General features: G+C 65.7%; 16 protein-coding genes. 7 read left to right on the top strand and 9 right to left on the bottom strand.

Going from position 1 to position 17924, the window contains the following annotated elements; translation table 11 throughout:
- Nucleotide 1: 1 nt before the first annotated feature.
- Complete coding sequence (locus ACT6Q8_RS18400; RefSeq protein ID WP_444733479.1) at nucleotides 2-1060, bottom strand: lysine-2,3-aminomutase-like protein; 1059 nt, start codon at nucleotides 1058-1060, stop codon at nucleotides 2-4.
- Between the two features lie 129 nt (nucleotides 1061-1189).
- Here ACT6Q8_RS18400 and ACT6Q8_RS18395 point away from each other — a divergent pair, with 129 nt between their 5' ends.
- On the top strand, nucleotides 1190-1606 hold the full coding sequence (locus ACT6Q8_RS18395; RefSeq protein WP_444733480.1) for an iron chaperone: 417 nt from the start codon (nucleotides 1190-1192) through the stop codon (nucleotides 1604-1606).
- Here ACT6Q8_RS18395 and ACT6Q8_RS18390 read toward each other — a convergent pair.
- From ACT6Q8_RS18390 to ACT6Q8_RS18380, 3 genes are all read right to left on the bottom strand, one after another.
- A complete protein-coding gene (locus tag ACT6Q8_RS18390) occupies nucleotides 1529-2038 on the bottom strand; it encodes a methylated-DNA--[protein]-cysteine S-methyltransferase (protein ID WP_444733481.1) in 510 nt (169 codons plus the stop codon). The two genes, ACT6Q8_RS18395 and ACT6Q8_RS18390, sit on opposite strands and share 78 nt — an antisense overlap.
- A 159-nt stretch (nucleotides 2039-2197) precedes the next feature.
- On the bottom strand, nucleotides 2198-4015 hold the full coding sequence (locus tag ACT6Q8_RS18385) for a DUF885 domain-containing protein (protein WP_054167960.1): 1818 nt from the start codon (nucleotides 4013-4015) through the stop codon (nucleotides 2198-2200).
- A gap of 204 nt (nucleotides 4016-4219) precedes the next feature.
- Nucleotides 4220-6031: a potassium/proton antiporter gene (locus ACT6Q8_RS18380; protein WP_082372318.1), complete on the bottom strand. Its 1812-nt coding sequence runs from the start codon at nucleotides 6029-6031 to the stop codon at nucleotides 4220-4222.
- A gap of 461 nt (nucleotides 6032-6492) precedes the next feature.
- On the opposite strand from ACT6Q8_RS18380, the gene ACT6Q8_RS18375 reads away from it, so the two are divergent.
- Both ACT6Q8_RS18375 and ACT6Q8_RS18370 read left to right on the top strand, forming a co-directional pair.
- Nucleotides 6493-6963, top strand: a complete 471-nt coding sequence (locus ACT6Q8_RS18375) for an Hsp20 family protein (RefSeq protein ID WP_054167961.1) — start codon at nucleotides 6493-6495, stop codon at nucleotides 6961-6963.
- 166 nt (nucleotides 6964-7129) lie between these two features.
- Nucleotides 7130-7348, top strand: coding sequence for a DUF1150 family protein (locus ACT6Q8_RS18370; protein WP_054167962.1), 219 nt, complete (start codon nucleotides 7130-7132; stop codon nucleotides 7346-7348).
- A 12-nt stretch (nucleotides 7349-7360) separates the two neighbouring features.
- Here ACT6Q8_RS18370 and rfaE1 read toward each other — a convergent pair whose 3' ends face one another.
- From rfaE1 to ACT6Q8_RS18355, 3 genes are all read right to left on the bottom strand, one after another.
- Complete coding sequence (rfaE1, locus tag ACT6Q8_RS18365; RefSeq protein ID WP_054168149.1) at nucleotides 7361-8812, bottom strand: D-glycero-beta-D-manno-heptose-7-phosphate kinase; 1452 nt, start codon at nucleotides 8810-8812, stop codon at nucleotides 7361-7363.
- 80 nt (nucleotides 8813-8892) lie between these two features.
- A complete protein-coding gene (locus ACT6Q8_RS18360; RefSeq protein ID WP_082372285.1) occupies nucleotides 8893-9474 on the bottom strand; it encodes an ActR/PrrA/RegA family redox response regulator transcription factor in 582 nt (193 codons plus the stop codon).
- 52 nt (nucleotides 9475-9526) lie between these two features.
- On the bottom strand, nucleotides 9527-10855 hold the full coding sequence (locus ACT6Q8_RS18355) for an ActS/PrrB/RegB family redox-sensitive histidine kinase (RefSeq protein WP_444733482.1): 1329 nt from the start codon (nucleotides 10853-10855) through the stop codon (nucleotides 9527-9529).
- A gap of 89 nt (nucleotides 10856-10944) precedes the next feature.
- On the opposite strand from ACT6Q8_RS18355, the gene ACT6Q8_RS18350 reads away from it, so the two are divergent.
- Nucleotides 10945-11709 carry an ABC transporter ATP-binding protein gene (locus ACT6Q8_RS18350; protein ID WP_444733483.1) on the top strand — a complete coding sequence of 255 codons (765 nt, stop codon included), beginning with the start codon at nucleotides 10945-10947 and terminating at the stop codon, nucleotides 11707-11709.
- A 6-nt stretch (nucleotides 11710-11715) separates the two neighbouring features.
- Here ACT6Q8_RS18350 and ACT6Q8_RS18345 read toward each other — a convergent pair whose 3' ends face one another.
- Nucleotides 11716-13449, bottom strand: a complete 1734-nt coding sequence (locus ACT6Q8_RS18345; RefSeq protein WP_054167964.1) for a stimulus-sensing domain-containing protein — start codon at nucleotides 13447-13449, stop codon at nucleotides 11716-11718.
- A gap of 3 nt (nucleotides 13450-13452) precedes the next feature.
- The gene (locus ACT6Q8_RS18340) at nucleotides 13453-14151 is read right to left on the bottom strand and encodes a response regulator transcription factor (protein ID WP_054167965.1); all 699 of its coding nucleotides are present in this window, start codon (nucleotides 14149-14151) and stop codon (nucleotides 13453-13455) included.
- A gap of 225 nt (nucleotides 14152-14376) precedes the next feature.
- Here ACT6Q8_RS18340 and ACT6Q8_RS18335 point away from each other — a divergent pair, with 225 nt between their 5' ends.
- From ACT6Q8_RS18335 to ACT6Q8_RS18325, 3 genes are all read left to right on the top strand, one after another.
- Nucleotides 14377-15144: a HugZ family pyridoxamine 5'-phosphate oxidase gene (locus tag ACT6Q8_RS18335; protein ID WP_444733484.1), complete on the top strand. Its 768-nt coding sequence runs from the start codon at nucleotides 14377-14379 to the stop codon at nucleotides 15142-15144.
- 121 nt (nucleotides 15145-15265) lie between these two features.
- The gene (locus tag ACT6Q8_RS18330) at nucleotides 15266-16663 is read left to right on the top strand and encodes a serine hydrolase domain-containing protein (protein ID WP_444733485.1); all 1398 of its coding nucleotides are present in this window, start codon (nucleotides 15266-15268) and stop codon (nucleotides 16661-16663) included.
- Between the two features lie 150 nt (nucleotides 16664-16813).
- Nucleotides 16814-17890: a S41 family peptidase gene (locus tag ACT6Q8_RS18325; RefSeq protein WP_444733486.1), complete on the top strand. Its 1077-nt coding sequence runs from the start codon at nucleotides 16814-16816 to the stop codon at nucleotides 17888-17890.
- Nucleotides 17891-17924: the final 34 nt, after the last annotated feature.

Below are 17924 nucleotides of genomic sequence, written 5' to 3'. Positions count from 1 at the left end.
CTTACCCCTGATAGGGCCGCTTACCCCCGCGCGGGTCCTCGACGATCCATACGCCCTCTCCTACCGGCGTCAGATAGCTGTCGGTCAGCGGCACTTTCCCGTGCCCGCCGGGGATGTCCAGGATATAGGTGGGCTGGCACAGGCCGGACACATCGCCGCGCAGCGCCTTGATCAGGGCCCGGCCCTCCGCCACGGTCGTGCGGAAATGGCTGGTGCCCTTGGCCAGGTCGCCATGGTTCAGGTGATAGGGCTTGATGCGGTTGCTGATCATGGTGCGGAAGGTACGGGTCAGTGTCTCGACATCGTCATTGACGCCGCGCATCAGTACGCTTTGCCCCAGCATGGGGATGCCGGCATCGACCAGCCGGGCGATGGCCGCCCGCCCTTCCTCGCCAAACTCCCGCCAGTGATTGCTGTGCAGGACCACCCAGGTGGGAATGCGCGGCCCCTTCAATGCGGCCACCATGTCGGCATCCACCCGCGCCGGGTCCACCACGGGCACGCGGGTATGGATGCGGACCAGTCCCAGATGCGGGATATCGTTCAGCCGCCCAATGATCTCGGCCATGCGGCGCGGCGACAGGATCATGGGATCGCCACCCGTCAGGATGACCTCCCAGATCTCCGGGTTGTCCGCGATATAGGCGATGGCGGCGTCCAATTCGTCCGCGTTCAGCGCATCCGAGCCCGGCCCCACCATCTCGCGGCGGAAGCAGAAGCGGCAATAGACGGGGCAGGCATGGACCGGTTTCAGCAGCACCCGATCCTTGTAGCGATGGACGATCCCCTTCACGGGCGTGAACGGATCATCGCCGATGGGATCGGCCAGTTCCTCGTCCTTGATATCCAGTTCCCGCGCATCGGGCAGGAATTGACGGGCCACGGGATCGTTCGGATCCGTCGGGTCAATCAGATCGACCATGGAAGGCGTCACGGCCACCGCAAACTGCGCTGCCACCTGTTCCAGCACGGGCAGATCGGCAGGGGCCGCCAAGCCATGATCAGCCAGATCGCGGACATGGCGAAGGGTTTTCGGACGGGGGGCGGGATCGCGGGGCATGATGGCCCTATGGGGGCCAAGCACTGTGCCCCTGTCAAGCGGCGGCCCGGCTTTCCTGCCATGCTGCCCATTGACGGGGGCCGGCTTTGGCCGTTCCATCAACGGGGTGATAAGGGGGGAACCACAATCATGGTGCAGTCAAAGGCCGCTGACGTCGACACCTTCCTGGCCGATGCCGACCCCGCCCGCCGTCCCTGGCTGGAAAAGCTGCGCCAGATGGTGCGCACCAATCTGCCGGGCCATGTGGAAGGGATGCAGTGGGGCATGCCCGTCTATAGTGTGGACGGCAAGGCCATCATCGCCTTTGCCAGCCAGAAACAATACGTGTCCGTCTATCTGACCGGCGTCACGGTCCCGCCGCAGCATGAGGAGGCCTGGGCAAAGCTGGACCATGGCAAGGGCTGCGTGCGCTTCCGAAAGGCAGAGAAGATTGAGTTCGACCTGCTGGCCGCCATCCTGCGCGATGGGTCAGGGCGTGATCAACGCCCCCTCATGCCGCAGCAGCCATTCCTTGCGGTGCAGCCCGCCGCCATAGCCGGTCAGTGAGCCATCGGCCCCGATGACGCGGTGGCAAGGCACGACAATGGCGATGGGGTTGGCACCATTGGCCAACCCCATGGCCCGCACGGCGGCAGGCCGGCCGATCCGGGCTGACATTGTGCCATAACTCACGGTCTCGCCAGGCCGCAGCCGGCGCAGTTCCGTCCAGACCAGCCGCTGAAAATCGGTCCCGTTGGTGGCCGTAGGCAGCCGGTCCGGCGCCGTCAGGTCGCCATCGAAATAGGCGGTCAGCGCCTGAGCGACCGCGTACGGCACCGGCCCATCGCCCAGCTCCACCACCCCATAATGCCGGCGCAGCAGCCGGTCCATGCGGGGCCGGTAATCCTCGAAATCCAAGGCCCGCAACGCGCCCGCCCCATCCGTCACGATCAGGGCAGTGCCGATGGGAGTGGCAAGCGTGGAAAGGGTCAGGCGCATGGGGGCAGGCTCCGTCACAAACGAGGCCTACCCCTATCACGCCGCCCCAAGGTGCGCTGGCGGTTATCGGACCTTTGCAGGCTGCCAATTGAGACAAGCCTCAATGGGAAAGGTCCAAATCCGGGCGGGTTATGACCTGTCCCGCCCGGTTTCAGGCCTTCACGCCTTGGACCAAGCCTCAACCTGTTCAGCCAGCAGGGTCAGGGGCATGCGGCCATTCTTCAGGATCGTGTCATGGAAACCCTTGATGTCAAACCTCGCCCCCATCCGCTTCCTGGCGGCCTCGCGCAGTTCAAGGATCTTCAGCATGCCGATCTTGTAGCTGGTGGCCTGGCCGGGCCAGCCGATATAGCGGTCGATCTCCCGCGCGGCCCCACCCGGGTCCAAGGCGGAATTGGTGGTGAAATAGTCGATGGCCTGCTGCCGGGTCCATTTCTTGGCATGCAGGCCGCTATCCACCACCAACCGGATGGCCCGCATCAGCTCCGCTTCCAGCCTTCCATAGTCATTATACGGATCCTGGAAGAAGCCCATCTCCTTGGCCAGATACTCGGTATAGAGCGCCCAACCCTCGCCATAGGCCGAGTAACCGCCGCCGAACTTCTGGAAATCGGGCACGCCCGACAATTCCTGGGAAATGGCCACCTGCATGTGATGGCCGGGAATGCCCTCATGATAGGACAAAGTTTCCAGCCCGATGCGCGACCGGGCGCGCATGTTGGACAGGTTCACATAATAGATGCCGGGGCGCGACCCATCGGGTGAGGGGCCGTTATAGAAGGCGCCGGGGGAGGATTTCTCCCGGAAGGACTCCACGGCCCGCACCTCCATCGGTGCCTTGGGCTTCAGGTTGAAGACCAGATCCAGCTTGGGCCGGATGGCATCGACATAATCGGCGGCCTGTTTCAGATAGGCGGCCCGGCCTTCGGCACTGTCGGGATAGTAGAACTGGTCATCCTGGCGCGTGAACTGGAAGAAGGCCGCCAGATCGCCCTTGAAGCCGACCTGCTTCATGATGGCCCGCATCTCGCCATGGATGCGCTTGACCTCGGCCAGACCGGTGGAATGGATGTAATCCGCCGTCAGCGGCAGCGACGTCCAGCGTTTCAGGCAGGAGGCGTAGAAGGCCTGACCGTCGGGCAGGCGCCAGACGCCATGGTCGGGATTGGACCGGGGTGCCGCCCCCTGCAGCCACTTGATCAGCGACAGATAGGCCGGCGCCACGCCGGTGCGCATGGCATCCGCCGCCTGTTCCAGCAAGGCGGCCTTGTCCGCCTCGGGCAGGTCCAGCTTGGCGATCTTGGCCTTGATATCGGTGAAAAGCGGGGCCTCCGCCGTGGATTGCGGCTCCACGGGCTGGCCCTTGATCTGGTTGCGGCAGGTCTGGATCAGATCAGGGAAGAAATAGCGGGGCGGCAGCACACCGGCGGCATCCGCCGCGCGCAGCCTTTCCTCCACCTGCCCGAAATAGCGCGGGAACTGCCGCAGCCGGGCGATATAGGCCTCGGCGTCGGCGCGGCTTTCCACCTTGTGCTGATTGATCATCTGCACGGGCAGGTTCACATGCGGACCACTAACCAGGGTCAGCGGGTACTGGTGATGACGCCAGCGGAAATCATCAATCTCATCCTGAGCCCGTTCCCGGAAGAGACGGGCGTAGAGCCGGGCCTGTGGCGACAACTTGTCATCGGGGAAATCACGGGCCAGACGCGCCAGATCCTGCCTGTTCTGCTCAATATCGGCGGCGGCCCGCGCATCGCTGACATCATCCAGCTGATCATACTGGGTCTTGCGGCCCAGTTGCATGGCGCGCAGCGGGCTTTGCGCAACGTCGCGTTCGAATGTTTCGGCGAAGAAGGCGTAGAGCGCCTTGTCCGCCGGCCCTTCCTGGGCGAGCGCCGGGGCGAAAGCAGACGGCAGCAGGGCCGCCGCGGCGGTACCACCGCCCAGCGCCAGCAGATGACGACGAGAGATCATGGAGACATACCCGTTTATTATTCATGTCCGATGGGAACAGGGTGCCTGCATGGCATTCCAGGTCAAGGCCTTGATCAAATTGGCCCCAAAATATCATGGGTCCAATTCCCGCTGTTTTCGGCGGCGACTGCCGCCGCGCGGCCCATGCCGCGTAAGCCCGAGCTGCGGGTGCAGCGCCAGCGATTGAGGAAAATGAAAGGATGCTCAATCCCCGCCCACGGCCTGCCGGCGCATAGGATTGGCCAGACGGCGGCGGATGCGCTGACCGGCGGCGCGCAGCTGGTCGCGCAAGCCGGCCCAGCCCGTGGCCGGCGGGGTCAGGTCGATGCCGACCACATCGACCTCGCCGCCTTGCAGGCTGACCACGATCAGCTCCATCTCCCCCACCCGCACCCGGTCCCCCAGCGAGGGATCATGGCCCAGGCGGCGACGGATCAGGGTGGACAGGGTCACCGCCGGATCGTCCCCGGCATCGAACCCATACATGCCGCCCACCGCCATGGCCGGCATATCGCCCGCGATCTGGAAGTCACCGGCGGGCCGATCCTCATCAAAGGCCTCGATGCGGCGCCCGAACATCCGGTCCATGACGGCCAGGGCCGATCCGTCGCCCATGGCCAGAACGGTATCACCGGGCTGCAACCGGTTGGCATCTTCGGGCCGCACGGGGCGGCCATTCTGGATCAGGGCCAGAAGCTGGACCGTTTCGGGGATGATCAGCTTGCCCTTGCCGCGCCGCGCCGCCTCGCTGTCGCGGGCGACTGTGAACACGGCCAACTGTCCCGCCCCATCGGGCAGGTCGACATCGGCGCGTGACGGCGCCTCCGGCTGCGGCGGGGCCAGCAGGCCCAGAAGGCGGGCAGCAGGACCGACCGTCCAGCCCTGGATCAGCAGCGACAGCAGCACAACGACAAAGGCCACCGCAAAATAGGCCTGCGCCCCTGGCACACCGGCCAGGATCGGCATGGCGGCCAGCACGATGGGCACCGCCCCGCGCAGGCCCACCCAGGAAATATAGGTCCTTTCTGCCAGGGTGAACCGGAACGGCACCAGACAGGCAAACACGGCCAGCGGTCGGGCGATCAGCATCAGGCCAAAGGCGATCAGCGTTCCCGGCACGATATAGGGGCCCAGCGTAGAGGGCGTGACCAGCAGGCCCAGCATCACGAACAACCCGATCTGCGCCAGCCAGGCCAGACCATCATGGAAGCGGCGGATCAGACGGTCGGCCTTATGTGGCCGGTTGCCCAGGATGAAGCCCGCCAGATAGACCGCCATGAAGCCCGATGTGCCCGCCGCCTGTGCCCCGCCAAAGACGAACAGAGCAAAGGACAAGGCCAGGATCGGGTACAGCCCGTCAGCCAGATCCAGCCGGTTGACCAGCCAGACCAGCGCGAAGCCGGCACCCAGCCCGAACAGCACACCGCCGACAATATGCCGGACCAGTTCCAGCAGCAGATGCACCGGCTCCAGTTCCCCCGGCGTCGTCAGGGCCGTCACGCAAAGCAGGGTCAGCAGCACCGCCATCGGATCGTTCAGACCGGACTCCACCTCCAGCGTTGCCGAAATACGCCCGCGCAGCGCCAGACCGCGCAGGTTCAGCAGGAAGAATACCGCCGCCGCATCGGTGGAGGCGATGATGGCTCCCACCAGCATCCCTTCCTTCCAGCCCACCCCCATGACCAGACAGACCAGCCCGCCCGTCACCAGGGTGGTGATCAGCACGCCCGCCGTGGAAAGGCTGAAGGCCGGCCAGCGGGCCAGCCGGAACGTCTCGGCATGGGTGCGCAGCCCGCCATCGAACAAGATGACGGCCAGGGCCGTGGACCCCATCAGATAGGCCAGCTTGAAATCACCGAAATGGATGCGCCCCGGCCCATCCTCCCCCGCCAGCATGCCAAGGCCCAAGAAGACCAGCAGCAGCGGCGCGCCCAGCCGCGAGGAGACGCGGCCGGCCAGGATGGACAGCAACAGCATCAGCCCCGCCAGGAAGATCATCTCATTGATGGCTTCCACGCCCGTTCCTTTCCGGCCTCCGGTCCGCCATGACCGGTTCCTGGCAATATAGGTCATTCGCCGAAGCACAATGACCAATTCGCCACGATAGTGACGGGAAAGGCACAGGGGCGAAAGCAGAGCGAAAGGATAGGGTCAGACCCGTTCCTGCCCCTTTCGGTCTAGGCGCCTTCACCGGGCATGGCTGGACATGGCACCCGGCACATGAAAAGTCTTGTCCCGAATCTGCCTATTTTTTAATCATGCCCAGAACCATGCGCGCAAACAGGGGGGCGACTCCGGCCCCGTTCACAGACTTATCCACAGATTCTGGGGATTGGCCGGGGCGGTGTGGGGACTTGTCTTGACCGTTGGGGTGCAGTACCCATTTATACGTAACCACACCATCGGCGGTGCCTATCTGGGCCGTCGGGGTGACGGGGCAGCGACCCCGGCCCAGCTCGATCATGAGGGGACCCGAATTGACCACCCGCCTTTCCTTGTTCAACAGTCCGTTTCTTCTGGGTTTTGACCAGTTTGAACGCACGCTGGACCGTATCGCCAAGAACGCGAACGAAGGCTATCCGCCCTACAATATCGAACAGACCGGCCCTGACGGGCTGCGCATCACCCTGGCCGTGGCCGGCTTCACGCCCGACGATCTGCAGGTGCAGATGGAGGACAACCAGCTTGTCATCCGGGGTAAGCAGGCCGACGACAAGAACCGTATCTATCTGCATCGCGGCATCGCCGCCCGGCAGTTCCAGCGCAGTTTCGTCCTGGCCGAAGGGATCGAGGTCGTGGGCTGCAACATGGATAACGGCCTGCTGAATGTGGATCTGCGCCGCCCCATCCCAGAGCCGAAGGTGCGCACCATCAAGATCGGCAAGGGCGACAATGGCAATGGCGACGCCCCGCATACGATCGACGTCTCTCCCGACCGCCGGGGTTGAGGCCACTTTGACCAAGGTGACATCGCCCATCCGCCACTGTGCGGAAAATGGACGATGTCACAATCCGTAAACCATATTTCAACGGTTGGTCGCCTAAATGAGGGGGCGACCATCCTTTTGGCCCTGCCATACGCAAGCAGGGAAATGACGTGGAGTTTGCGGGGACATGAATCCGACCATTCAGTATCTGCGCCGGTTAAGCCCCAAGGATTTCGCCGCCTTCGGCGTCAACGACCTGGCCTATGTGAAGCCGACCCAGAATGAGGGCAAGCCCGGTTACGCGATCCATGCCGCCGACGGCACGATCCTGACCTTTGTCGAACGCCAGGACGTGGCCTTCGCCACCGTGCGTCAGCACGATATGGAGCCGCTGAGTTTGCAATAATCGGCGGGTGTCTCATTTCATGCGGGCGATGGTGCCGGTGGTACTCTGCCCTTCGGTCAGTTCCGCCAGGACCACACGCCCGCCCCAGCCCTGCACTTCCTTGGCCCCGACCACCGTATCCACGGTGTAATCGGCCCCCTTGACCAGCACATCCGGGCGCAGCGCGCGGATCAGGTCCAGCGGCGTATCCTCCCCGAACACCACCACCAGATCGACATCGCCCAGCGCCGACAGGACCGTGGCGCGCGAGGCCTCGTTCTGCACGGGTCGTGTCGGGCCCTTCAGACGGCGCACGCTTTCATCACTGTTCAGGCCCAGCACCAGCCGGTCACAGGCAGCACGCGCCTGGGCGATCAGGCTGACATGGCCCGGATGCAGCAGGTCAAAGCAGCCATTGGTGAAACCGACGCGCAGGCCCTGCCGGCGCCAGCGTTCCGCCTGTTCGACGGCACGGTCCAGCGTGACCCGCTTGCCCCCCTGCCCCGTGGCCAGGGTCAGGCCGGCCCCATCGCGCAGTTCGGATGGCCGCACCGTTGCCGTGCCCACCTTGGCCACCACAATGCCGGCGGCAATATTGGCCAGCATGGCGGCATCGGCCAGACCGGCCCCCGACGCGATGGCGGCGGCCAGCACGGCGACGACCGTATCGCCAGCACCTGAGACATCGAACACCTCACGCGCCTGGGCGCGCAGATGGATGACAGGGCCATCGGCGGGCACCACGCTCATCCCCTGCTCGCTGCGGGTCGCGACCACGGCCCCGATGCCGCAATCGGACAGCAGGGCGCGGCTGGCCGCGATGACGCCGGCATCGTCGCGCGCCTGCATGCCCGTCGCCTCGGCCAACTCGCCGGCATTGGGGGTGATGCAGAAGGCCCCGCGATAGCGGCGATAGTCGCGCCCCTTGGGATCGACCAGCACCCGCACACCGGCGGCATGGGCCAGTTCGATCATGGCGGCCGTAAGTTCGGGCGTCAGCACGCCCTTGCCATAATCGGACAGGACCAAGATGCCGGCATCGGGCAGCCGTTCGGCCACCAGGGCCAGCAGGCGGGCACCATCGGCATCGGCCATCGGCGCATCCGTTTCCGCATCGGCGCGCAGCAATTGCTGCCCACCCGCGATGAAGCGGGTCTTGGTGGTGGTGGGGCGGCCCGCCACGGTCAGGATGCCGTCGGCAGAACCCAGCAGACCGGCGACCAGGGCCGACAATTCCCGGCCCGCCGCATCATCCCCGACCACCGATACAAGCTGTGTCCTGGCCCCCAGGGCGGCCAGATTGGCCGCGACATTGCCGGCACCACCCGGCATCGTGGCCTCATTCAGAACGCGCAGCACGGGGATGGGCGCTTCCGGTGACACACGCTCCACCCGGCCCCGGGTGAACCGGTCCAGCATGATATCCCCCACCACCAGGATGCGGGAACCGGCAAGCGCGTCGATCAGGCTGTGAAGGTCGGTCATGAAGCACATCGGGCGGCGGGACGGGATCGGCAGGATAGCGCGTGACCCGTCACCGCCGCCAGTGCTTCGGCCTTTGCCGGTCAGGCCTTGGGCGCGTGCTTGTTCAGGATGCGCTGCAAAGTGCGGCGGTGCATCTTCAGCCGGCGGGCGGTTTCGGAGACATTGCGGTCGCACTGTTCGAACACGCGCTGGATATGTTCCCAGCGGACGCGGTCGGCGGACATCGGGCTTTCCGGTGGCGGCGGCAGGGGGCCATCGGTCAGCAGCGCTGCTTCCACGGCATCGGCATCCGCCGGCTTGGGCAGGTAATCGACGGCGCCGAACTTCACGGCGGCGACGGCGGTGGCGATATTGCCGTACCCGGTCAGCACAACCACGCGGGCCTCCGGCCGCGCATCGCGCAGGGCCTTGACCACATCCAGGCCCGACCCGTCGCCCAGGCGCAGATCAACGACGGCGAAGCGCGGCGCGCTTTCATGCGCCACCTCGATCCCCAGATTGACGCTGTCGACAGCGACCACATCGAAGCCGCGCCGTTCCATGGCGCGGGCCAGCCGGGTGCGGAAGGGCGCATCATCATCCACGATCAGCAGGGAGCGCGAGGCATCGCCCGTGAAGGTCAGTTTCGGCTGTTCGCCGGCTTCCAGCGCCGCATCCGTCATGGTTCCGGGATCCCTTCTTCGATTGGGCGTTCTTTTTAGATCACAAAGCTTTCTACACGGTGAATGTAGGATGTTTCCAGCGAATGACCACCACGGCACCGCCAGCCCTGCCATTCATATAGCGAACGGACGCGCCGGACCGTTCCAGCAGGGTCTGCGCGATGAACAGGCCCAGGCCCATATTGCCCGCCGCTTCCCGCGCGGCCGGGTTGCGCCCGCTGACATAGGGTTCGCCCAGACGCCCCACGACGGTTGCGGGATATCCCGGCCCGTCATCCTGCACCGTCAGGGTCAGGCCGGGGGCGGTCCAGTCCGTCGTGACCGTCACGCGCTCAGCGGCGAACTGCATGGCGTTCTGAAGGATATTGGCCAGCCCATGCACCATTTCTGGCACCGACTGCACCTGTGGCGCGCCGTCCTCCGGCTCTGCCACGGTTTCGATCTTCAGCTCGATGCCGTGGCGGACATAAGGCGCCGCCGTCGTTTCGATCAAGGCGGCCAGGGGCACGATCGGTTCCGCCCCGCCCGTGTCGCCGGGCCGGCGCGACAGTTCGGCCAGGATGTCGCGGCAGCGCGCCACCTGGCTTTGCAGCAGGGCCACATCCTCGGCAATCGGGCTATCGGGCGGGATATCGCGGGCCAGTTCCTTGGCCACCACGGCAATGGTGCCCAGCGGACTGCCCAGCTCATGCGCCGCCGCCGCCGCCAGGGCACCGACGGCAGAGGCCCGCTGTGCCCGCGCCAGGGCATCCTGGCTGGCATTCAAGGCACCTGACAGACGCCGCGCCCCGTCCGCCACCTGGAACAGATAAGCCGCGATGAAGCCCGCCGACAGTGTCAGCGCCGCCCATACCCCGAACCGGTAAAGCGGCGGCAGACCCGCCGGCTCCACCCCCGGCCAGGGCAGCGGCATGGCGACCAGGGCCAGGCCCGTGAAGCAGCAGACGGCCAAGGCCGCCAGCAGGATCACCGCCGCCCGGCCCAGTGTGCTGGCCGCCACTGTCAGCGGCGCCAGCATCAGCACGGCAAAGGGATTGTCCAGGCCGCCCGTCAGATAGAGCAGTACCGTGAGCTGCACCATGTCATAGGCCAGATAAAGGGCGGCTTCCCGGTCATCCAGGAACGGATGGGCCGCCACCCGCCGCGCGGCATAGAGATTGACCAGCACCGACACGGCCACCCCGGCCAGCGCATGGGCCAGCGCCAGTTCGAATTCGAACAGGGCCATGACCGTGGTCAGGGTCGCGAACTGCCCGGCCACCGCGATCCAGCGGATGGTGATCAGGGTGCGGGCACTGACCCGCCCCTCGGCGGCGGCAAGGGCCGGGCCGGAACGTCCCCCCTGAATCGTACTGGCACTATTGGTGATTGCGTCGCTCATCCCCATATCCCATGCTCTTGAACGTCCCGCCCGGAAGGAGCAGAGGGCAATCTAGTTCCCCCCCAGCAGAAAGACCATAAGCCGTTCCCATGCCGTTGGATGTCCCCCGTACCGCCATTGCCGCCATCCAGGTCGATATGCTGACCAAACGGTTCGACGCGCATACCGCGCTGGACGCCATCAGCTTCGAGGTGCCGGCGGGTGGAACGGTGGCTCTGCTGGGTGGCAATGGGGCGGGCAAGACCACCACCATCTCCATCCTGCTGGGGCTGTTGCTGCCGACATCGGGCACGGTGCGGGTGCTGGGTCATGATATGTTGACGGAACGCTACCGCGTGCTGCCGCGCATGAATTTCTCCAGCCCCTATGTCGACCTGCCCCATCGCCTGACCGTGCGGGAGAACCTGACCGTCTATGGCCATCTCTATGGCCTGACGCATCTAAAAGACCGGATCGCCCGCATCGCCGACGAACTGGACCTAACCACCATCCTGAACCGCCCGTCGGGCAACCTGTCGGCGGGGCAGAAGACGCGCGTGGCGCTGGCGAAGGCCTTGCTGAACGACCCGGAACTGCTGCTGCTGGATGAACCGACGGCCAGCCTGGACCCCGATACTGCCGATTGGGTGCGCGGCTTCCTGGAACGCTACCGCGCCCGCACCAAGGCCACCATCCTGCTGGCCAGCCACAATATGGCGGAGGTGGAGCGGCTATGCGATGGCGTGCTGATGATGAAGGGCGGACGCATCGTGGATCGGGGCACCCCCGCCGATCTTCTGTCCCGCTATGGCCGCGACAATCTGGAGGAGGTTTTCCTCGACATTGCCCGGGATCGGCGTCAGGCGGCGGGGTGATCGCCTCTACCGCGGCAGCACCACCGTAAACCGCGCGCCCTGGACCGTGCCATCCGCGCCCTTGATATTGCCCGCGAAAATCCGGCCCTGGTGGGCGTCAATGATCTGTTTGGAGATGGACAAGCCCAGGCCGGAATGTTTGCCAAAGGCTTCCGACTTGGGGCGTTCGCTGTAGAAACGGTCGAAGATGGCGTCCAGCTTGCCCTCCGGGATGCCCGGCCCCTGATCCTCACACGTGATCTCCACCCGGTCGGGCAGGGACCGCACCTTGAACCGCACCACCCCGCCGGGCGGGGAAAAGGACAGCGCGTTCGACAGCAGGTTCTGGAACACCTGGGTCAGGCGGCCCTCCAGCCCGGGCACGACCAGCCCGGACTTGGTGTTGGGCATCTCCACCTCCACCCGGACCGGGGCGGACGCGTCGCTGACCTCCCCGCCAGCCTCCGCAGCCGCTTCACGCAGGGCTTCGGCATTGCCCAGGGTGGCATCATGGATATTGGCCAGCATGGTCAGCATCTGGCCCACATCCGCCGGTTCGGCGCGTGCACGCGACAGTTCGGCATCCAGGCGACTGGCATTGGAGATATCGCTGATCAGCCGGTCCAGACGCTGCACATCATGGTGGATGATGGACAGAAGCCGCTGACGCTGCTCATCGGTCTTCACACGCTGCACCGTCTCTACGGCACTGCGCATGCTGGTCAGTGGGTTCTTGATCTCATGCGCCACATCGGCGGCAAAGCGCTCGATGGCATCCATGCGGTTCCAGATGGCATCCGTCATCTCCCGCAGGCTGCCCGACAGATCCCCCACCTCGTCCCGGCGGCGGGAGAAATCGGGGATGGTGACCTGCCGTCCATGGCCATGGCGCACCTCGTCGGCGGCCTGGGCCAGACGGCGGATGGGCCGGGCGATGGTGCCCGCCAGATAGAAGGACAGCAGCACCGTCACGCCCAGCGTGATGGCGAACAGGCGCAAGATATCCATGCGGAATTCCCGCACGGCCACATCCACCGCCTTGCCCGAGCGCGAGATATAAACGGCCCCCAACACCTTCTTATAGCGCTGCACCGGCACCGCCACCGTCAGCACCATGTCGGAACGGCCATCGGCCCGGCCGATGCGCCAGACATTATTGCCGACCTCGCCCGCCAGGGCCTTCATCACGTCGGTATAGCTCTCCGCCGTCGGGTCCTTCTCGCTGGGATAGGCTGGCAGATGCTCACGCTCCGGCACGGCATTGACGATGTAATCATAGATGGCGATGCCGATCTCGGTCAGGCGGTTGCCGTCGCGCATCGGCGGCAACTCTTCGATCTGCACCGTCCCCTTCGGCCCGCCCAGCACGCGGCTGTCGGCGATCAGTTCGCCATTGGGCGCGAACAGGCGGGTACGGGTGTCGGTCGTTTCCACCAAGCGCCGCACCATCTGCCGCGCCAGCTCATAGGATAGCTGGTTTGTCGGCTCGTTGAACTCGTCCGTCGCAGGCTGCATGGCACCTTCGCCCAAGGCACCGGCGAAGATTTTCGCCTCCGTCGACAGGGCCGACAGTTCCTTGTCGATCAGCCATTGCTGATAGGTGGACAGGTAGAGCAGGCCCCCCAGCAGGATGGCCAGCGCCAGCATATTGACCGCCAGGATGCGCAGCGTCAGGGGCGAGAAATGCCGCACCCGCCGCCGGGCGGGCGTTTCCGCCGCTGCCTTCCCGCCGCCAGCCTTGTCGCCGAACGGGCGTTCCACCCCTTATTCCTTATACTTATAACCAACGCCGTACAGCGTCTCGATCTGCTGGAAATCGTCGTCCACGACCTTGAACTTCTTGCGCAGGCGCTTGATGTGGCTGTCGATGGTGCGGTCATCGACATAGATATGCTCGCCATAGGCGGCATCCATCAGCTGATCGCGGTTCTTCACATGGCCGGGACGGATGGCCAGCGCCTTGACCAGCAGGAATTCGGTGACCGTCAGGTCGATCTCCTTGCCCTTCCAGGTGCAGAGATGGCGGGCGCCATCCAGCACCAGCTCGCCGCGCACCAGGGTCTGGCCCGGATCGGGGGCCGTGCCCTTGCCCTGCGCCAGCTCAGTCCGGCGCAGCAGGGTCTTGATGCGCTCGATCAGCAGGCGCTGGCTGAACGGCTTCTTGATGTAGTCGTCGGCCCCCATGCGCAGGCCCTGCAGCTCGTCCGTCTCATCATCCTTGGAGGTCAGGAAGATGATGGGCATCTGCGTGGTCTGGCGCAGGCGCTGCAGCAGCTCCATCCCGTCCATGCGCGGCATCTTGATGTCCAGCACGGCCATGTCAACGGGGCGGGAGGTGATGCCGCGCAGCGCCTCGTCACCGTCGCCATAGGTGCGAACCTCATAGCCTTCGGCTTCCAGCGCGATGGACACGGACGTCAGGATGTTGCGGTCGTCATCGACCAGGGCGATCACTTGGGACACGCTTCTTCTCCAGCCTGCGGGCGCTCTCTTCGGTATTACTTCCGAAGGACCGGCTTTGCCAAATCCAACTGCCCTTTCAATATGTCATCAATGCGGCGCGGGGAAGTGTCGTGACGACATAGAACGGCCTTAAGACGAATGGTGAGCGTGTCTGACCATTCGTCAGGTCGGCGCCCGGCGCCTTAGGGAACAAGAATAGGGAACAAGAACAGAAAGGGATGTCTTATGGCGGTTGGCGAAGGTCAGGAGGCAATGGGGAGGCCCGACGATATCGGCCTCGCCGCCCGCACCCTGATGCGGGGTGCGGTGCAGGCGACGCTGGCCACCCTGTCGCGGCCCGGCATGGAGGGCGGGATGGAAGGCTGGCCCAGCCCGTCGCTGGTGCTGGTGGCGTTTGACCTGGATGCCAGCCCCCTGCTCCTGATCTCCCGTCTGGCCGAACATACCCGCAATCTGGAGGCCGATGGCCGCTGCGGCCTGCTGTTCGATGCGACGGCGGGCCATGCCGACCGCCTGACCGGTCCGCGCCTGTCGGTGCAGGGCGTGGCGGAACGGACGGGGGATGCCATGCTGCTGGAACGGTTCATCGCCCGCCACCCATCATCTCGCGCTTATGCCGGCTTCCGCGATTTCGCCCTGTGGCGGGTGGCGGCGAAACGGGGCCATATGGTGGCCGGGTTCGGGCGCATCCACAGCCTGGAACCCGACCTGCTGCGTCTGCCGCCCGCCGACTGGCAGGATCTGGCGCCGCGTCATGACGATATCGTGGCCCATATGAACCAGGACCATGCCGACGCATTGGCCCTCTATGCCACCCGGCTTCTGGACCAGCCGGCAGGCGATTGGCGCTTGATCGGGATCGATCCCGATGGCTGCGACCTGTCCACCGGCTCCCTGACCACCCGCCTGCCCTTTATCACCCGCATCCGCGACGCCGACATGGCACGGGCGGAACTGATGCGACTGGTGGCGCGGGCGCGGAATAAGGGCTGACATCACGGCAGGCTCCGCGCCGCGCCACCGGATTGGTCCCGTCACCCCTGCCTGGAAGCTTTCACACAGGCGCGTCATTCCGCATGCTGGGAACAGCGCAACCTGTTCCCCGTCGTGACCCATGTTCCTGCCCGCCCGCCGCCCCTTCCGCCGCCTTGCCCTGCTGCTGGCCACCGCCGCCAGCCTGATCGTTCCCGCCGCCCTGGCCGATGCCGTGGATGATTACATCCTGGGCTTCATGCAGCGCACCCACACGCCGGGTGTGGCGCTGGCCGTGGTGCGGGATGGCAAGGTGGAAAAGATGGCGACCTATGGCGTCGCCGACGCCTTTGCCCGCACCAACCTGGAACCCACGCACACGTTCCAGATTGCATCGGCCACCAAGATGCTGACGGGCGTGGCACTGGGCCGGCTGGAACAGGCGGGCAGGCTGTCGCTGGATGATGACCTGCGCCGCCATTTCCCCGACGCACCCGAAAGCTGGTCGCGCATCACCATCCGGCAACTGGCCACCCACTCTTCGGGGCTGGAGGACCGGTTGGGCCTGGGGCGGGATGCCAGCACCGCCGATATCGTGGCGGTGGCCATGAAGACCCCGCTGGCCTATGAGCCGGGCAGCCGGTCACGCTATGGCTTCACTGATTTCGTGGTTCTGCAGGCCTTGATCGAAAAACTGGCGGGTGAGCCCTTCCCCGCCGCCCTGCGCACCTGGGCGCTGGCCCCGCTGGGCATGGGGGAAAGCGGCTTTCCCACGGAGACGGGCGGGACCTGGAAGGACCGGGCCGTGGGCATCCATGTCTTCCGGGAGGGCCGGCAGGCCCGCGATGATTTCGGCTATACCCCCGCCGGTTATGCCGCTGGCGGCCTGCTGGTCAGCCTGAATGATCTGGTCCATCTCGCCCAGGCCATCGACAGGGGGGATGCCCTGCCCGTCGCCGCGTGGCAGCGCCTGTGGACCGCCCCGGCGTTCAGCAATGGCAAGCCGGGCGATTTCGCCATCGGCTGGACGAAACGTGACCTGCTGGGCCATGGGGCCGTGGGACATAGCGGCGGGCCGGCGCTGGCCGATATCCTGCGCCTGCCCGATGATCGGCTGACCATTATGGTGCTGACCAATCAGCGCTGGCTCTATCCCATGCTGGCCGATGGGGTTGCCGCCCGTTATGTGCCCGACCGCGCCCGCATGCTGCCCGATGATCGGCCGGAAATGACCGAACGGCTGCGCCGCGCCCTGGACAGCGCGGCCAGGGGTGCCATGGACAAGACCGGCTTCACCGATGAGGCGGGCAAGGGCATGCAGGGGTTTTTCCAGGATTTCGGCAGCGCCCTGCTGACCGCCGCCGGCCCTGTCCAGTCCATCCGCCTGATGGAAAAGGCCACCACGCCCGATGGCGGGGACCGCCGCCGCTATCGGGTTCAGTTCCAGAATCAGTCCATGGTCTGGCTGTTCAGCGTGAACGCCGCCGGTCAGGTCGACCTGATGCGCCCAGCCAGCGACAGCACGCCCCTGCTGCCCTGACCGGACAGGCACTGTCCGGTTTCGGACATGCGTTCGGAAACGGACAGTGCCTGATCTCATGAAAAATACGCGATTACAGATGCTTACGCCCTGGCACGCCGGATGCTTTGACCCGTCCCATGCCATAAGGCACCGGACCGGAGAAAGCCCATGATGCAGCGCCGCCATTTCCTCGCCCTCGCCCTGGCCACCACCAGCGCCCTGACCCTTCCCTCCCTGGCCCAGACGGCACCCGACGGCGCGCCGGCATCGGCCCCGGTGAAAGCCATGGACAGGACGGAACGTCAGGCGGTGCTGCGCGATCTGGCCGACAGTCTGGAGAACAACTTCGTCTTTCCCGATATCGGCACCCGGTACGCGACCCTGCTGCGTCAGAAGGCGGACGCCGATGCCTATGCCGACCTGACCGACCCCACCGCCTTTGGGGAAAAGGTGACCGCCGACCTGCAGGCCGTGGCCAAGGATGGCCATCTGCGTCTGGCCCCGCAGGAGGTTTTCGCCAGCCGCGCCCCGCGCAAGCCCGCCCCCGACGCCCCGGCCAGCACCAAGGCCAATGGCCCACCGGGCCTGGAAGAGGTGAAGATGATCGGCGATGTCGCCTATCTGCGCTTCAACGCCTTCATGGGGGACGAGGGGATGATCGCCCGGGCGCGGGGCTTCCTTCTGGACAATGCCGGCAAGGCCAAGGCCGTGATCATCGATGCCCGCCCGCACCGGGGTGGTGGGCTGGCAGAGATGGATGCCATCCTGCCCCTGCTTTATGCGCAGCCGACCACCCTGGTCCGCATGGATACCCGCGCCTCTGCCTTTGCGCGCGGCATGCCCTCCTTCGCCTCGCTAGTCAACCGCGTCGCCCCCGGCGGCATCGTGCGGCAGGATCATACGGTCACCCCCGACCTGACGGAGATGCGCCTGCAATCCGTGCCGGTCTACTACCTGACCTCACGGCGCAGCGCGTCCGCCGCCGAACATCTGGCCCTGGCCTTCAAGCGCACCAAACGCGCCACCCTGGTGGGGGAAAAGACGTATGGCGCCGGCCATTATGGCGGGGTGGAACCGGTGGGTGAGCGTTTCGGCGCCTTCATCCCCGTAGGCCGCACCTACAACCCCGACAATGACTGGGGCTGGGAAGGCCAGGGCGTGACCCCGGATGTGGAAACACAAGCCGATGACGCCCTGGTCAAGGCGCTGGAACTGGCGGGCAAGGCCGGCGCCCATCCCGCCTGAGGCACCCCCTCGCAAAGCGGGGCGTGATGATGCA

Origin of the sequence: Niveispirillum sp. (assembly GCF_052437035.1) — a bacterium.
GTDB lineage: Bacteria > Pseudomonadota > Alphaproteobacteria > Azospirillales > Azospirillaceae > Niveispirillum.
Note: the sequence above shows the minus strand (reverse complement) of the source record. Positions and strands in the feature narration are given on the sequence as shown.

Excerpts from the sequence above, each read along its gene's own strand:
- ACT6Q8_RS18400 (WP_444733479.1), bottom strand. The coding sequence starts at position 1,060 with ATGCCCCGCGATCCCGCCCCCCGTCCGAAAACCCTTCGCCATGTCCGC.
- ACT6Q8_RS18395 (WP_444733480.1), top strand. The coding sequence starts at position 1,190 with ATGGTGCAGTCAAAGGCCGCTGACGTCGACACCTTCCTGGCCGATGCC.
- ACT6Q8_RS18390 (WP_444733481.1), bottom strand. The coding sequence starts at position 2,038 with ATGCGCCTGACCCTTTCCACGCTTGCCACTCCCATCGGCACTGCCCTG.
- ACT6Q8_RS18385 (WP_054167960.1), bottom strand. The coding sequence starts at position 4,015 with ATGATCTCTCGTCGTCATCTGCTGGCGCTGGGCGGTGGTACCGCCGCG.
- ACT6Q8_RS18370 (WP_054167962.1), top strand. The coding sequence starts at position 7,130 with ATGAATCCGACCATTCAGTATCTGCGCCGGTTAAGCCCCAAGGATTTC.
- rfaE1 (WP_054168149.1), bottom strand. The coding sequence starts at position 8,812 with ATGACCGACCTTCACAGCCTGATCGACGCGCTTGCCGGTTCCCGCATC.
- ACT6Q8_RS18360 (WP_082372285.1), bottom strand. The coding sequence starts at position 9,474 with ATGACGGATGCGGCGCTGGAAGCCGGCGAACAGCCGAAACTGACCTTC.
- ACT6Q8_RS18355 (WP_444733482.1), bottom strand. The coding sequence starts at position 10,855 with ATGAGCGACGCAATCACCAATAGTGCCAGTACGATTCAGGGGGGACGT.
- ACT6Q8_RS18350 (WP_444733483.1), top strand. The coding sequence starts at position 10,945 with ATGCCGTTGGATGTCCCCCGTACCGCCATTGCCGCCATCCAGGTCGAT.
- ACT6Q8_RS18335 (WP_444733484.1), top strand. The coding sequence starts at position 14,377 with ATGGCGGTTGGCGAAGGTCAGGAGGCAATGGGGAGGCCCGACGATATC.
- ACT6Q8_RS18330 (WP_444733485.1), top strand. The coding sequence starts at position 15,266 with ATGTTCCTGCCCGCCCGCCGCCCCTTCCGCCGCCTTGCCCTGCTGCTG.
- ACT6Q8_RS18325 (WP_444733486.1), top strand. The coding sequence starts at position 16,814 with ATGATGCAGCGCCGCCATTTCCTCGCCCTCGCCCTGGCCACCACCAGC.